The 13,303-nt window shown below is 67.7% G+C and carries 19 protein-coding genes; 18 read left to right on the forward strand and 1 reads right to left on the reverse strand.

Going from position 1 to position 13,303, the window contains the following annotated elements; genetic code table 11:
• Position 1: 1 nt before the first annotated feature.
• The 17 genes from ABT129_RS18140 to truA all read left to right on the forward strand — a co-directional run bounded on the left by ABT129_RS18140 (position 2) and on the right by truA (position 10,520).
• The gene (locus ABT129_RS18140) at positions 2 to 187 is read left to right on the forward strand and encodes a type Z 30S ribosomal protein S14 (protein ID WP_003948630.1); all 186 of its coding nucleotides are present in this window, start codon (positions 2 to 4) and stop codon (positions 185 to 187) included.
• Between the two features lie 208 nt (positions 188 to 395).
• Positions 396 to 794, forward strand: coding sequence for a 30S ribosomal protein S8 (gene rpsH / locus ABT129_RS18145; RefSeq protein ID WP_015035585.1), 399 nt, complete (start codon positions 396 to 398; stop codon positions 792 to 794).
• A gap of 21 nt (positions 795 to 815) precedes the next feature.
• On the forward strand, positions 816 to 1,355 hold the full coding sequence (gene rplF, locus ABT129_RS18150; protein ID WP_024755414.1) for a 50S ribosomal protein L6: 540 nt from the start codon (positions 816 to 818) through the stop codon (positions 1,353 to 1,355).
• Positions 1,356 to 1,358: 3 nt separating this feature from the next.
• A complete protein-coding gene (gene rplR / locus ABT129_RS18155; RefSeq protein ID WP_015035587.1) occupies positions 1,359 to 1,742 on the forward strand; it encodes a 50S ribosomal protein L18 in 384 nt (127 codons plus the stop codon).
• A 46-nt stretch (positions 1,743 to 1,788) separates the two neighbouring features.
• On the forward strand, positions 1,789 to 2,391 hold the full coding sequence (gene rpsE / locus ABT129_RS18160; RefSeq protein ID WP_017239585.1) for a 30S ribosomal protein S5: 603 nt from the start codon (positions 1,789 to 1,791) through the stop codon (positions 2,389 to 2,391).
• On the forward strand, positions 2,391 to 2,573 hold the full coding sequence (gene rpmD / locus ABT129_RS18165; RefSeq protein ID WP_015035589.1) for a 50S ribosomal protein L30: 183 nt from the start codon (positions 2,391 to 2,393) through the stop codon (positions 2,571 to 2,573). Before rpsE ends, rpmD begins: the two co-directional genes overlap by 1 nt.
• A gap of 1 nt (position 2,574) precedes the next feature.
• On the forward strand, positions 2,575 to 3,030 hold the full coding sequence (rplO, locus tag ABT129_RS18170) for a 50S ribosomal protein L15 (protein WP_030318646.1): 456 nt from the start codon (positions 2,575 to 2,577) through the stop codon (positions 3,028 to 3,030).
• Positions 3,031 to 3,243: 213 nt separating this feature from the next.
• On the forward strand, positions 3,244 to 4,563 hold the full coding sequence (secY, locus tag ABT129_RS18175) for a preprotein translocase subunit SecY (RefSeq protein ID WP_030318644.1): 1,320 nt from the start codon (positions 3,244 to 3,246) through the stop codon (positions 4,561 to 4,563).
• Positions 4,563 to 5,210, forward strand: a complete 648-nt coding sequence (locus ABT129_RS18180; RefSeq protein WP_351901974.1) for an adenylate kinase — start codon at positions 4,563 to 4,565, stop codon at positions 5,208 to 5,210. The genes secY and ABT129_RS18180 overlap by 1 nt, the downstream gene beginning before the upstream one ends.
• A gap of 96 nt (positions 5,211 to 5,306) precedes the next feature.
• On the forward strand, positions 5,307 to 6,158 hold the full coding sequence (gene map, locus ABT129_RS18185; protein ID WP_030318640.1) for a type I methionyl aminopeptidase: 852 nt from the start codon (positions 5,307 to 5,309) through the stop codon (positions 6,156 to 6,158).
• 180 nt (positions 6,159 to 6,338) lie between these two features.
• On the forward strand, positions 6,339 to 6,560 hold the full coding sequence (gene infA / locus ABT129_RS18190) for a translation initiation factor IF-1 (protein WP_003956442.1): 222 nt from the start codon (positions 6,339 to 6,341) through the stop codon (positions 6,558 to 6,560).
• A gap of 63 nt (positions 6,561 to 6,623) precedes the next feature.
• The gene (rpmJ, locus tag ABT129_RS18195) at positions 6,624 to 6,737 is read left to right on the forward strand and encodes a 50S ribosomal protein L36 (RefSeq protein ID WP_003956441.1); all 114 of its coding nucleotides are present in this window, start codon (positions 6,624 to 6,626) and stop codon (positions 6,735 to 6,737) included.
• 205 nt (positions 6,738 to 6,942) lie between these two features.
• Positions 6,943 to 7,323 (forward strand): 30S ribosomal protein S13, encoded by a 381-nt coding sequence (gene rpsM / locus ABT129_RS18200; protein ID WP_030214048.1) that lies wholly within the window; start codon positions 6,943 to 6,945, stop codon positions 7,321 to 7,323.
• Positions 7,324 to 7,389: 66 nt separating this feature from the next.
• Positions 7,390 to 7,794 (forward strand): 30S ribosomal protein S11, encoded by a 405-nt coding sequence (gene rpsK, locus ABT129_RS18205; protein ID WP_003956432.1) that lies wholly within the window; start codon positions 7,390 to 7,392, stop codon positions 7,792 to 7,794.
• 135 nt (positions 7,795 to 7,929) lie between these two features.
• Entirely contained in the window at positions 7,930 to 8,952 is a 1,023-nt protein-coding gene (locus ABT129_RS18210; RefSeq protein WP_003966937.1) for a DNA-directed RNA polymerase subunit alpha, read from the forward strand.
• A gap of 149 nt (positions 8,953 to 9,101) precedes the next feature.
• A complete protein-coding gene (rplQ, locus tag ABT129_RS18215; protein WP_351901976.1) occupies positions 9,102 to 9,569 on the forward strand; it encodes a 50S ribosomal protein L17 in 468 nt (155 codons plus the stop codon).
• Positions 9,570 to 9,662: 93 nt separating this feature from the next.
• On the forward strand, positions 9,663 to 10,520 hold the full coding sequence (gene truA, locus ABT129_RS18220; RefSeq protein ID WP_351901978.1) for a tRNA pseudouridine(38-40) synthase TruA: 858 nt from the start codon (positions 9,663 to 9,665) through the stop codon (positions 10,518 to 10,520).
• On the opposite strand, the gene ABT129_RS18225 is transcribed toward truA, so the two are convergent.
• Complete coding sequence (locus ABT129_RS18225; RefSeq protein WP_351901980.1) at positions 10,491 to 11,450, reverse strand: hypothetical protein; 960 nt, start codon at positions 11,448 to 11,450, stop codon at positions 10,491 to 10,493. The two genes, truA and ABT129_RS18225, sit on opposite strands and share 30 nt — an antisense overlap.
• A 56-nt stretch (positions 11,451 to 11,506) precedes the next feature.
• Between ABT129_RS18225 and ABT129_RS18230 the strand changes: the two genes are divergently transcribed.
• Positions 11,507 to 13,129: an ABC-F family ATP-binding cassette domain-containing protein gene (locus ABT129_RS18230; RefSeq protein WP_351901982.1), complete on the forward strand. Its 1,623-nt coding sequence runs from the start codon at positions 11,507 to 11,509 to the stop codon at positions 13,127 to 13,129.
• The last annotated feature ends 174 nt before the right edge of the window (positions 13,130 to 13,303 follow it).

A 13,303-nucleotide genomic window follows, 5' to 3' on the forward strand; every position in this document is an offset into this window, starting at 1 on the left:
GATGGCGAAGAAGGCTCTCATCGCGAAGGCTGCCCGCAAGCCCAAGTTCGGCGTGCGCGGCTACACGCGCTGCCAGCGCTGTGGTCGTCCCCACTCCGTGTACCGCAAGTTCGGCCTGTGCCGCGTGTGCCTTCGTGAGATGGCTCACCGTGGCGAGCTGCCGGGCGTGACCAAGAGCTCCTGGTAATCCCCTAGTTGGGATGACCGGAGTCTCTCGGTAAGCACTGGGTTGTCGGATGCCCAGCCCTCCATGGCTTAGGCTAGGAGGGTTGGGCGTCCGCCGCCCGTACGACTTACTACGCCGTAGGTCCCCGCGCCGCACCCGTCCCGCCCCTGTGTGGGGAGAGGGATGGCGCATACAGGAAACCCCGGCGAGAGAGGCCGAAGGCCAATTCATGACCATGACTGATCCGATCGCGGACATGCTGACTCGTCTGCGTAACGCGAACTCGGCATACCACGACTCCGTGACGATGCCGCACAGCAAGATCAAGTCTCACATCGCGGAAATCCTCCAGCAGGAGGGCTTCATCACGGGCTGGAAGGTCGAGGACGCCGAGGTCGGCAAGAACCTCGTCCTCGAGCTCAAGTTCGGTCCGAACCGTGAGCGCTCCATCGCGGGCATCAAGCGGATCTCGAAGCCCGGTCTCCGGGTTTACGCGAAGTCCACCAACCTGCCGAAGGTTCTCGGCGGCCTGGGCGTGGCGATCATCTCCACGTCCCACGGTCTCCTGACCGGCCAGCAGGCAGGCAAGAAGGGCGTAGGTGGGGAAGTCCTCGCCTACGTCTGGTAGTCGGGAACGGAGGAATAGCTAATGTCGCGTATTGGCAAGCTGCCTATCCAGGTTCCCGCCGGCGTGGACGTCACCATCGATGGCCGCACGGTCACGGTCAAGGGTTCCAAGGGCACCCTGAGCCACACCGTCGCCGCTCCGATCGAGATCGTTAAGGGCGAGGATGGCGTGCTCAACGTCAACCGTCCGAACGACGAGCGTCAGAACAAGGCCCTTCACGGCCTGTCCCGCACGCTGGTGGCCAACATGATCACCGGTGTGACCCAGGGTTACGTGAAGGCGCTCGAGATCAGCGGTGTCGGTTACCGCGTCGCCGCGAAGGGCTCCAACCTGGAGTTCCAGCTCGGCTACAGCCACCCGATCCTGGTCGAGGCGCCCGAGGGCATCTCGTTCAAGGTCGAGTCGCCGACGAAGTTCTCGGTCGAGGGCATCGACAAGCAGAAGGTCGGCGAGGTCGCGGCGAACATCCGCAAGCTGCGGAAGCCCGACCCGTACAAGGCCAAGGGCGTCAAGTACGCCGGCGAGGTCATCCGCCGCAAGGTCGGAAAGGCTGGTAAGTAAGCCATGGCATACGGTGTGAAGATCGCCAAGGGCGACGCTTACAAGCGTGCGGCCAAGGCTCGCCGCCACATCCGCATCCGCAAGAACGTGTCGGGTACGGCGGAGCGTCCGCGCCTCGTCGTGACGCGTTCGAACCGCGGCATCACCGCTCAGGTCATCGACGACCTCAAGGGTCACACCCTTGCGTCCGCGTCGAACCTGGACGCGTCGATCCGCGGTGGCGAGGGTGACAAGTCCGCGCAGGCCAAGCAGGTCGGTGCTCTTGTCGCCGAGCGCGCCAAGGCCGCTGGCGTCGAGGCTGTCGTGTTCGACCGTGGTGGCAACAGGTACGCCGGGCGCATTGCCGCTCTGGCTGACGCCGCCCGCGAAGCCGGGCTGAAGTTCTAAGCCCCGGTTCCGGGACTAACGGACGTAACAGAGAGAGGTAAATCCAATGGCTGGACCCCAGCGCCGCGGAAGCGGTGCCGGTGGCGGCGAGCGGCGGGACCGGAAGGGCCGCGACGGTGGCGCTGCCGCCGAGAAGACCGCGTACGTTGAGCGCGTTGTCGCGATCAACCGCGTCGCCAAGGTTGTCAAGGGTGGTCGCCGCTTCAGCTTCACCGCGCTGGTCGTGGTGGGCGACGGTGACGGCACCGTAGGTGTCGGTTACGGCAAGGCCAAGGAAGTTCCCGCGGCCATCGCCAAGGGTGTCGAGGAAGCCAAGAAGAACTTCTTCAAGGTTCCGCGCATCCAGGGCACCATCCCTCACCCGATCCAGGGCGAGAAGGCCGCGGGCGTCGTCCTGCTCAAGCCGGCTTCCCCCGGTACCGGTGTTATCGCCGGTGGCCCGGTGCGCGCCGTGCTCGAGTGCGCCGGCGTTCACGACATCCTGTCGAAGTCGCTCGGCTCCGACAACGCGATCAACATCGTGCACGCGACCGTGGCGGCCCTCAAGGGCCTGCAGCGTCCCGAGGAGATCGCGGCTCGCCGTGGTCTGCCCCTCGAGGACGTCGCCCCCGCGGCTCTTCTCCGTGCGCGTGCTGGGGCGGGTGCGTAATGGCTCGCCTCAAGGTCACGCAGACGAAGTCGTACATCGGCAGCAAGCAGAACCACCGCGACACCCTGCGTTCGCTCGGCCTCAAGAAGGTCAACGACGTGGTTGTCAAGGAGGACCGCCCCGAGTTCCGCGGAATGGTTCACACCGTCCGCCACCTCGTGACGGTCGAGGAGGTTGACTGACATGGCGGAGACCAACCCGCTGAAGGCCCACAACCTCCGTCCCGCCCCCGGTGCCAAGACCGCGAAGACCCGAGTGGGTCGCGGTGAGGCGTCGAAGGGTAAGACGGCCGGTCGTGGTACGAAGGGCACGAAGGCCCGCTACCAGGTTCCGCAGCGCTTCGAGGGTGGGCAGATGCCCCTCCACATGCGTCTGCCGAAGCTGAAGGGCTTCAAGAACCCCTTCCGCACCGAGTACCAGGTCGTGAACCTGGACAAGCTGACCGCGCTCTACCCGCAGGGTGGCGAGGTCACGGTGGCCGATCTGGTCGCCAAGGGTGCGGTTCGCAAGAACCAGCTCGTCAAGGTGCTCGGCACCGGCGAGATCACCGTGGCGCTGCAGGTGACGGTCGACGCCGTCTCCGGCTCCGCCAAGGAGAAGATCGCTGCCGCTGGCGGCACCGTCACCGAGCTCGTCTGAGACGACTCGATGGCTTGAACATCCGACCGGGGATGCCTCCCAAAAGGGGCATCCCCGGTTGGTCGTTCCTAGGGGGGCATGGTCGCCGGTAAGGTGGCGTGCACTGTCTAGACTCCGTGCGCCATGCCTGCACGGAATTGATGACCGATACCTATTCGTCGAACCTCAAGACCGTCACCCTTGACGCATAGCGCGGGGGTCGCAGGAGGCACCGTGCTTACCGCGTTCGCCCGGGCGTTCAAGACGCCCGACCTGCGCAAGAAGCTGCTCTTCACGCTCGCCATCATCGTGCTGTACCGCCTCGGGGCCCACATCCCGGTCCCCGGCGTCAGCTACGAGGCCGTCCAGCAGTGTGTCAAGCAGGCCAGCGAGGGCAACAACAGCCTCTTCGGCCTGGTCAACATGTTCAGTGGCGGGGCGCTGCTCCAGATCACCATCTTCGCGCTCGGCATCATGCCGTACATCACGGCGAGCATCATCCTGCAGCTGCTGACCGTCGTGATCCCGCGACTCGAAGCCCTCAAGAAGGAGGGCCAGTCCGGTACTGCGAAGATCACGCAGTACACCCGGTACCTGACGGTCGCCCTCGCCGTGCTGCAGGGCACCGGTCTCGTCGCCACCGCCAAGAGCGGCGCGCTCTTCAGCGGTTGCCGCGTCGCGGACCAGGTCGTGCCCGACCCGTCGATCTTCACCATCGCCACGATGGTCATCACGATGACCGCCGGTACCTGCATCGTCATGTGGCTCGGTGAGCTCATCACCGACCGCGGCATCGGCAACGGCATGTCCATCCTGATGTTCATCTCGATCGCCGCCGGCTTCCCGGGTGCCCTGTGGGCCATCAAGGAGAGCGGCAAGCTCGCCAAGGGCTGGATCGAGTTCGGCACCGTCATCCTCATCGGCTTCGTGATGGTGGCCCTCGTGGTCTTCGTCGAGCAGGCCCAGCGCCGCATCCCGGTGCAGTACGCGAAGCGCATGATCGGCCGGCGCTCCTACGGCGGTACGTCCACGTACATCCCGCTGAAGGTGAACCAGGCGGGTGTGATTCCCGTCATCTTCGCTTCGTCGCTGCTCTACATCCCGGCCTTGATCGCCCAGTTCTCGAACTCCACCGCGGGGTGGAAGACCTGGATCGAAGCCCACTTCGTCAAGGGTGACCACCCCTACTACATCGCCACGTACTTCCTCCTGATCGTGTTCTTCGCCTTCTTCTACGTGGCGATCTCGTTCAACCCCGAGGAAGTCGCCGACAACATGAAGAAGTATGGTGGCTTCATCCCGGGTATCCGGGCTGGTCGACCTACTGCCGAGTATCTGAGCTACGTGCTCAACCGGATCACTTGGCCGGGCTCGCTGTACTTGGGTCTGATCGCTCTTGTGCCGACGATGGCGTTGGCAGGCTTCGGTGGCGCCAATGCCAACTTCCCCTTCGGCGGGACGAGCATCCTCATCATCGTGGGTGTGGGGCTGGAGACCGTGAAGCAGATCGAGAGCCAGCTCCAGCAGCGCAATTACGAAGGGTTCCTCCGCTGATGCGAATCGTCCTCGTCGGACCGCCCGGTGCGGGCAAGGGCACGCAGGCCGCGTACCTTGCCAAGAACCTGGACATCCCGCACATCTCCACGGGTGACCTGTTCCGTGCCAACATCTCGCAGGGCACGGCGCTGGGGCTCGAGGCACAGTCGTACATGAAGGCCGGTCAGCTCGTACCGGACTCCGTGACGATCGGGATGGCCAAGGACCGTATGGAGCAGCCGGACGCCGTCAACGGCTTCCTGCTCGACGGTTTCCCCCGCAACGTGGCCCAGGCCGAGGCGCTGGACGAGATCCTCAAGGCGGGTCACGTACAGCTCGACGCGGTCCTGGACCTGGAGGTCCCCGAGGACGAGGTCGTGAAGCGGATCGCGGGTCGCCGCATCTGCCGCAACGACAGTGCGCACGTCTTCCACGTGACGTACAACGCTCCGAAGACCGAGGGCGTCTGCGACGCCTGCGGTGGCGAGCTCTACCAGCGCGACGACGACTCCGAGGAGACCGTCCGCCGGCGCCTGGAGGTCTACCACACGGAGACCGAGCCGATCATCGACTACTACCGGGCGCAGAGCCTGGTGTCGACGATCTCGGCGCTCGGCAAGGTGGACGAGGTCACCGCCAAGGCGATGAGCGCGCTCAAGAAGTAACCCTGGTTCGTCCGATACGGCCGCGGTGCCCCTCAGGGGCGTCGCGGCCGTATCGTTGTTCTGTTCCCCGTACTCGATGGAAAGGCCGCGGCCACGATGGTGCAGATCAAGACCCCCGAGCAGATCGCGAAAATGCGCGAGGCGGGGCTGGTCGTCGCCGCCATTCACGCGGCGACCCGTGAGGCGGCCGTGCCGGGTGCCACCACGAAGGACCTGGACGAGGTCGCGCGGAAGGTCATCGCCGACCACGGGGCCAAGTCGAACTTCCTCGGGTACGGCGGTTTCCCCGCGACGATCTGCACCTCGGTGAACGAGGTCGTCGTCCACGGCATCCCCGACGACAAGACCGTCCTCAAGGACGGCGACATCATCTCCATCGACGCGGGCGCGATCGTGGACGGCTGGCACGGTGACGCCGCCTACACGGCCTTCGTGGGCACCGGGCACGCGCCCGAGCTCGTCGAGCTCTCCCGTGTCACGGAGGAGTCGATGTGGGCCGGCATCGCGGCCATGAGGCTCGGCAACCGCCTGGTCGACATCTCCAAGGCGATCGAGACCTACATCAAGCGGCAGCCGCGGCCGGCGGTCGGCGACCACAGCCTCGGCCGGTACGGGATCATCGAGGACTACGGCGGCCACGGCATCGGCACCGAGATGCACATGGACCCGCACCTCCTGAACTACGTCTCCCGCAAGCGCGGCAAGGGCCCGAAGCTGGTCCCCGGCCTCTGCCTGGCGATCGAGCCGATGGTCTCCCTGGGCACCCCGCAGACGGAGGTCCTGAAGGACGACTGGACGGTCATCACGACCGACGGCACCTGGTCCTCCCACTGGGAGCACAGCATCGCCCTGACCGAGGAGGGCCCGCTGGTCCTCACCGCGGTCGACGGCGGCAAGGCGAAGCTCGCGGAGCTGGGCGTCACCGCGGCGCCGGACCCGCTGGCGTAGGGCCCGGTACGGAATTTTCTACGGCGTGGCGCCTTGCGTAAGGATCAGTTCGGGTGGGCAGACTTCCCGATTCGTCTTTTCCTGGGCCCTGACGTAGACTGATGCGTCGGCTCTCGTGTACCCGTGTGTCCGCATGCGGCGGCGAGAGTCGATCAAGGTAGCCGATTCGAAAGGCGAAGCGTGGCCAAGAAGCAAGGTGCCATCGAAATCGAGGGCACCGTGATCGAGTCCCTCCCGAACGCCATGTTCAAGGTGGAACTCCAGAACGGTCACAAGGTCCTCGCGCACATCTCCGGCAAGATGCGGATGCACTACATCCGAATCCTCCCGGACGACCGGGTCGTCGTGGAGCTCTCTCCGTACGACCTGACGCGTGGCCGGATCGTCTACCGGTACAAGTAGATCTTGCCCGCACCCCGCTTCACGGCGCGGGTGGTGGCACTGACCCGGAGAACCTCACATCCCATGAAGGTCAAGCCGAGCGTCAAGAAGATCTGCGACAAGTGCAAGGTGATCCGCCGTCACGGCCGGGTCATGGTCATCTGCGACAACCTGCGCCACAAGCAGCGCCAGGGCTGACGCACGCCGACCGACCTGCATTTCGCAGTTCTTCGCGCGACGCATAGCAATACGTACATACGCAGAGCCCGTCGGGCCGTGTTCCACGGTTGACGGCACCTCCGGCGGGGGCCGGGGACCCGGACGTACCACCCTTCGAAACTTCGAAGGGTCGGCGGTCGGGAGCGGTTCTGCAGCAGACCCCCGAGAACACAGGAGCCATTGAATGGCACGCGTTTCCGGTGTTGACATCCCGCGCGAAAAGCGTGTGGTGGTCGCACTCACCTACGTCTTCGGCATCGGGCGTACCCGGTCCGAGGAGATCCTCGCCGCGACCGGCGTGAACCCGTCCACCCGTGTCCGCGAGCTTGCCGAGGAAGACCTCGTCAAGATCCGCGAGTACGTGGACGCCAACCTCCAGACCGAGGGTGACCTCCGCCGCGAGATCGCCGCCGACATCCGCCGCAAGGTCGAGATCGGCTGCTACCAGGGTCTGCGCCACCGTCGTGGCCTGCCCGTCCGCGGTCAGCGCACCAGCACGAACGCTCGTACCCGCAAGGGCCCGCGTCGCGCCATCGCCGGCAAGAAGAAGCCGGGCAAGAAGTAGTCCTCAGCGGACGCTTTACCAAGCGGTCTTCGCTGTAGGACCGACCACCTCCCGTAGGAGTAATAGATGCCCCCCAAGGGTCGTCAGGGCGCTGCCAAGAAGGTGCGCCGCAAGGAAAAGAAGAACGTCGCTCACGGCCACGCGCACATCAAGAGCACGTTCAACAACACGATCGTCTCGATCACGGACCCCTCGGGCAACGTGATCTCCTGGGCCTCCGCCGGCCACGTCGGCTTCAAGGGCTCGCGCAAGTCGACTCCGTTCGCCGCGCAGATGGCCGCCGAGTCGGCCGCCCGTCGCGCGCAGGAGCACGGCATGCGCAAGGTCGACGTCTTCGTGAAGGGTCCGGGCTCCGGCCGCGAGACCGCGATCCGCTCCCTCCAGGCCACGGGCCTCGAGGTCGGTTCGATCCAGGACGTCACCCCCACGCCGCACAACGGCTGCCGTCCCCCCAAGCGCCGCCGCGTCTGATCTTCCGACGCACGGCTGCTTGACCAGGACTTCGGGCGGTACGGCTCTTCGGGCCGTGCCGCCCGTACCCTTGCAGTACGCACCAACTCCGTCGGGCGTCAAATAGTGGGCGTCCACGACTGAAGGAATACAGACATGCTGATCGCTCAGCGTCCTTCGCTGACCGAAGAGGTCGTCGACGAGTTCCGCTCCCGGTTCGTGATCGAGCCGCTGGAGCCGGGCTTCGGCTACACCCTCGGCAACTCCCTCCGCCGTACCCTCCTCTCCTCGATCCCGGGTGCCGCTGTCACCAGCATCCGCATCGACGGTGTCCTGCACGAGTTCACCACCGTGCCGGGCGTCAAGGAGGACGTGACCGACCTCATCCTCAACATCAAGCAGCTGGTCGTCTCCTCGGAGCACGACGAGCCCGTCGTGATGTACCTGCGCAAGCAGGGCCCGGGTCTGGTCACCGCCGCCGACATCGCGCCCCCGGCCGGTGTCGAGGTGCACAACCCCGACCTCGTCCTCGCCACGCTCAACGGCAAGGGCAAGCTGGAGATGGAGCTGACCGTCGAGCGCGGTCGCGGCTACGTCTCCGCCGTGCAGAACAAGCAGGTGGGCCAGGAGATCGGCCGTATCCCGGTCGACTCCATCTACTCGCCGGTGCTCAAGGTCACGTACAAGGTCGAGGCGACCCGTGTCGAGCAGCGCACCGACTTCGACAAGCTGATCGTCGACGTCGAGACCAAGCAGGCCATGCGCCCGCGCGACGCCATGGCGTCCGCCGGCAAGACCCTGGTCGAGCTGTTCGGTCTGGCGCGCGAGCTCAACATCGACGCCGAGGGCATCGACATGGGCCCGTCCCCGACGGACGCCGCCCTCGCCGCCGACCTGGCGCTGCCGATCGAGGAGCTCGAGCTCACCGTTCGTTCGTACAACTGCCTCAAGCGCGAGGGCATCCACTCCGTGGGTGAGCTCGTGGCCCGTTCCGAGGCGGACCTGCTCGACATCCGCAACTTCGGTGCGAAGTCGATCGACGAGGTCAAGGCGAAGCTGGCCGGTATGGGCCTCGCGCTGAAGGACTCGCCGCCCGGATTCGACCCGACGGCCGCGGCGGACGCGTTCGGCGCGGACGACGACGCGGATGCCGGGTTCGTGGAGACCGAGCAGTACTGACGGTCGCGATTTTGCTGCGGGCCGGCCTCGGCCGGCCGCGCAGTTCCCCGCGCCCCTTTCGGGGCGCGGGGTCTCCGACGGGTGACCGCCCGCTCGGACACTGACATCGGTACCTCATACGGCCGGTGCAGATCACTAGGAGAAACACCATGCCGCGTCCCGCGAAGGGTGCCCGCCTCGGCGGTTCCGCCGCCCACGAGAAGCTGCTCCTCGCCAACCTGGCGAAGTCGCTCTTCGAGCACGGCCGCATCACCACGACCGAGGCCAAGGCCCGCCGCCTGCGTCCGGTCGCCGAGCGCCTGATCACCAAGGCGAAGAAGGGCGACATCCACAACCGTCGCCTGGTGCTGCAGACGATCACCGACAAGGGCATCGTCCACACCCTCTTCACCGAGATCGCCCCGCGTTACACGGAGCGCCCCGGTGGCTACACCCGCATCACCAAGATCGGCAACCGTCGTGGCGACAACGCCCCGATGGCCGTGATCGAGCTGGTCGAGGGCGAGATCGCCAAGAAGGCGACCGTCGACGAGGCCGAGGCCGCCACCAAGCGTGCCGTCAAGGAGGCCGACGAGGCCGCCACGACCGAGGCCGCCGAGGAGTCGAAGGACGCGTAAGCGTTCCGACGTTTCTCGTGTGCGGGCCCGTACCCCCTCCGTGGGGTGCGGGCCCGCACCGCGTTATCCATGGTTTCGAGAGGATTGTTCCGCGTGAGCGATGACGTGCAGGACGGGTTCGTACGGGTTCGCCTCGACCTGTCGTACGACGGCAAGGACTTCTCCGGCTGGGCCAAGCAGGCCGGCGGACGGCGGACCGTGCAGGGGGACATCGAGGACGCCCTGCGGACCGTGACCCGGTCCACGGAGACGTACGAACTGACCGTGGCCGGCCGGACCGACTCCGGGGTGCACGCGCGCGGCCAGGTCGCGCACGTCGACCTGCCCGTCGAGCTGTGGGCCGAGCACCGCGACAAGCTGCTCAGGCGGCTCGCGGGGCGCCTCTCGCACGACGTCAGGGTCTGGTCCCTCACCGAGGCCCCCAGCGGCTTCAACGCGCGTTTCTCGGCGATCTGGCGGCGCTACGCCTACCGCGTCACCGACAACCCCGGCGGGGTCGACCCGCTGCGGCGCGGCCATGTGCTCTGGCACGACTGGGCCCTCGACATGGACGCCATGAACGAGGCCGCCGCCGCGCTCGTCGGCGAACACGACTTCGCCGCGTACTGCAAGCGGCGCGAGGGCGCCACCACCATCCGCACGCTCCAGGAGCTGCGCTGGGAGCGGCGGCCCGACGGCGTGATGGAAGCCACCGTGAAGGCCGACGCCTTCTGCCACAACATGGTCCGCTCGCTGGTCGGCGCCCTGCTCTTCGTCGGCGACGGGCACCGGCCCGTGGAGTGGCCCGGCAAGGTGCTGGCCGCCGGGGTCCGGGACTCGGCCGTGCACGTCGTACGGCCGCACGGCCTCACCCTCGAAGAGGTCGGCTACCCGGCCGACGAGCTCCTGGCCGCCCGCAACCGGGAGGCCAGGAACAAGCGGTCACTCCCCGGGAGCGCCGGCTGCTGCTGAGGCCTGGGCGCGGCCGCGGGCGTAGATCTGGTTGAAGGTGAAGGTGCCGAGGTCGTCGCTGGCCAGGAAGACCGGCTTGTCGGCCTTGGTGACCTTCTTGCCGTCGGTGAAACCGGCCTGGGTGAAGTACGCGTAGCGGCCGACCGCGTTCGAGCGGCGCAGGCAGACCGTGGCGCGGCAGAACTCGCGCACGCCCGCGCCGGCCAGCGGGGCGATCCCGCCGGTGGCCTGGCTCTTCGCCTTCAGCGCCGCGGCCTCCGAGGGGAAGACGGCGACGCCGACGGTGATCGCCACGCCGTCCCGCACATAGGTGGCGCGGAGCACCCGCTGGCAGCCGTTCTTCTTCAGGACGGTGCCGAGGCCGCCCTGGGTGACCGCCGCGCAGTTCGTCGTCGCCGAGGTCGCGCCCTTCTTGTACGGGCGCTTGTTCATCGTCAGCTTCTTGCCCGGGAAGAGGCCCTCCGCGGAGAGCGGGGCCCTGTCCTTCTTCGGGTCGGAGATGTAGTCCTTCGGGTTCGGCGGGGGCGGCGGCGCCACCGAGGAGAAGGTCGGCTCGGGGGTCGGCTCGGCGGTGGGGGAGACCGTGCCGGTGGGCACCCCGCCGTTCTTGGCCTCGTCGTTCTTCTTGCCGGAGGCCACCACGGCGGTGGCGACGATCGCGCCGACGACCAGGGCCGCCACCGCCCCGCCGCCGATCATCAGCCAGCGCCTGCGCCGGCCGCGGGAGGCCGAGGCGTCGGCCAGGGCGCCCCAGTCGGGGGTCGCCCCGCCGCCCTGCGCGCCGGGGAAGGGGTTCGGCGACTCCTGTCCGTACCCGGGCTGCTGCCCGTACCCCTGCGGAGCGCCGTACCCCTGCTGCGGCTGCTGTCCGTACCCCTGCTGCCCCTGCTGCTGCGGCTCTTGCGGCCACTGCGGTCCCCCAAAGCTCATGCCGCGCATCCTAAACCGGTTGGGCCCGGGCGACGCGGGCGGCGACAATGCACCTCATGGGACATGTCGAGGCCGCGCATCTTGAGTACTACCTTCCGGACGGGAGGGTCCTGCTCGGGGACGCCTCCTTCCGGGTGGGGGAGGGCGCCGTCGTCGCCCTCGTCGGGGCCAACGGCGCCGGCAAGACCACACTGCTCCGGTTGATCTCCGGAGAGCTCCAGCCGCACGGCGGCTCGGTCACCGTCAGCGGCGGGCTCGGCGTGATGCCGCAGTTCGTCGGCTCCGTACGGGACGAGTCCACCGTCCGTGACCTGCTGGTCTCGGTGGCCCAGCCCCGGATCCGGGAGGCCGCGAAGGCCGTCGACGAGGCCGAGCACCTGATCATGACCGTCGACGACGAGGCCGCGCAGATGAAGTACGCGCAGGCCCTCAGCGACTGGGCCGAGGTGCAGGGGTACGAGGCGGAGACCCTCTGGGACATCTGCACCATGGCCGCGCTCGGCATCCCGTACGAGAAGGCGCAGTTCCGGCAGGTCAGGACGCTCTCCGGCGGTGAGCAGAAGCGGCTGGTCCTGGAATCCCTGCTGCGCGGCACCGACGAGGTCCTCCTCCTGGACGAGCCGGACAACTACCTCGACGTCCCCGGCAAGCGGTGGCTGGAGGAGCGGCTGCGGGAGACCCGCAAGACCGTGCTGTTCATCTCCCACGACCGGGAGCTGCTCTCCCGGGGCGCGCAGAAGATCGTCGCGGTCGAGCCCGGCCCCGCCGGGTCGGACGTCTGGGTGCACGGTGGCGGCTTCGACACCTTCCACGACGCGCGGCGGGAGCGCTTCGCGCGCTTCGAGGAGCTGAAGCGGCGCTGGGAGGAGAAGCACGCCCAGCTGAAGAAGCTCGTCGTCAACCTGCGGCAGGCGGCCGCGGTCAGCCACGAGATGGCCTCGCGGTACGCGGCGGCGCAGACCCGGCTCAGGAAGTTCGAGGAGGCCGGGCCGCCGCCGGAGCCGCCGCGCGAGCAGGACATCCGTATGCGGCTGCGCGGCGGGCGGACCGGTGTCCGTGCCGTGACCTGCGAGAACCTTGAGCTGACCGGTCTGATGAAGCCGTTCTCCCTGGAGGTCTTCTACGGGGAGCGGGTCGCCGTCCTCGGCTCGAACGGGTCGGGCAAGTCGCACTTCCTGCGCCTCCTCGCCGGGGACCCGTCCGTGGCCCACACCGGTGACTGGAAGCTCGGCGCGCGCGTGGTGCCGGGGCACTTCGCGCAGACCCACGCGCACCCGGAGCTGGCCGGGCGGCCGCTCGTCGACATCCTGTGGACGGAGCACGCCAAGGACCGGGGCGGGGCGATGTCGGTACTGCGCCGCTACGAGCTGGAGCGGCAGGGCGACCAGCCCTTCGACAAGCTCTCCGGCGGGCAGCAGGCGCGGTTCCAGATCCTGCTCCTGGAGCTGGCCGGCACGACGGCGCTGCTCCTCGACGAGCCCACGGACAACCTGGACCTGGAGTCGGCGGAGGCCCTCCAGGACGGCCTCGAGGCGTATGACGGGACCGTGCTGGCGGTGACCCACGACCGGTGGTTCGCGAAGAGCTTCGACCGGTACCTGGTCTTCGGTTCGGACGGGGTCGTACGGGAGACGACGGAGCCCGTGTGGGACGAGCGGCGGGTGGACCGGGCGCGGTGACCTCGGGCGGTCGGCGGCGGGGTTCCGGGCTCCGGTCGACGGTCGGCGGGGGCGTCGGGCTCGGGTCGGCGGTCGGTGGGGGCCGTGTGTTTTGACCCGTCCGGGGAGGCACGGGTACTGTTGCGGTTTGTTATGCGTATCGGCTTCGTCGTTCTCACACGATGAGCCCCTACG

This window comes from Streptomyces sp. NPDC002057, assembly GCF_040296665.1.
GTDB lineage: Bacteria > Actinomycetota > Actinomycetes > Streptomycetales > Streptomycetaceae > Streptomyces.

Coding starts and splice junctions, on each gene's coding strand:
- ABT129_RS18140 (WP_003948630.1), top strand. CDS start 2: ATGGCGAAGAAGGCTCTCATCGCGAAGGCTGCCCGCAAGCCCAAGTTC.
- rpsH (WP_015035585.1), top strand. CDS start 396: ATGACCATGACTGATCCGATCGCGGACATGCTGACTCGTCTGCGTAAC.
- rplF (WP_024755414.1), top strand. CDS start 816: ATGTCGCGTATTGGCAAGCTGCCTATCCAGGTTCCCGCCGGCGTGGAC.
- rplR (WP_015035587.1), top strand. CDS start 1,359: ATGGCATACGGTGTGAAGATCGCCAAGGGCGACGCTTACAAGCGTGCG.
- rpsE (WP_017239585.1), top strand. CDS start 1,789: ATGGCTGGACCCCAGCGCCGCGGAAGCGGTGCCGGTGGCGGCGAGCGG.
- rpmD (WP_015035589.1), top strand. CDS start 2,391: ATGGCTCGCCTCAAGGTCACGCAGACGAAGTCGTACATCGGCAGCAAG.
- rplO (WP_030318646.1), top strand. CDS start 2,575: ATGGCGGAGACCAACCCGCTGAAGGCCCACAACCTCCGTCCCGCCCCC.
- ABT129_RS18180 (WP_351901974.1), top strand. CDS start 4,563: ATGCGAATCGTCCTCGTCGGACCGCCCGGTGCGGGCAAGGGCACGCAG.
- map (WP_030318640.1), top strand. CDS start 5,307: ATGGTGCAGATCAAGACCCCCGAGCAGATCGCGAAAATGCGCGAGGCG.
- rpmJ (WP_003956441.1), top strand. CDS start 6,624: ATGAAGGTCAAGCCGAGCGTCAAGAAGATCTGCGACAAGTGCAAGGTG.
- rpsM (WP_030214048.1), top strand. CDS start 6,943: ATGGCACGCGTTTCCGGTGTTGACATCCCGCGCGAAAAGCGTGTGGTG.
- rpsK (WP_003956432.1), top strand. CDS start 7,390: ATGCCCCCCAAGGGTCGTCAGGGCGCTGCCAAGAAGGTGCGCCGCAAG.
- ABT129_RS18210 (WP_003966937.1), top strand. CDS start 7,930: ATGCTGATCGCTCAGCGTCCTTCGCTGACCGAAGAGGTCGTCGACGAG.
- rplQ (WP_351901976.1), top strand. CDS start 9,102: ATGCCGCGTCCCGCGAAGGGTGCCCGCCTCGGCGGTTCCGCCGCCCAC.
- ABT129_RS18225 (WP_351901980.1), bottom strand. CDS start 11,450: ATGAGCTTTGGGGGACCGCAGTGGCCGCAAGAGCCGCAGCAGCAGGGG.
- ABT129_RS18230 (WP_351901982.1), top strand. CDS start 11,507: ATGGGACATGTCGAGGCCGCGCATCTTGAGTACTACCTTCCGGACGGG.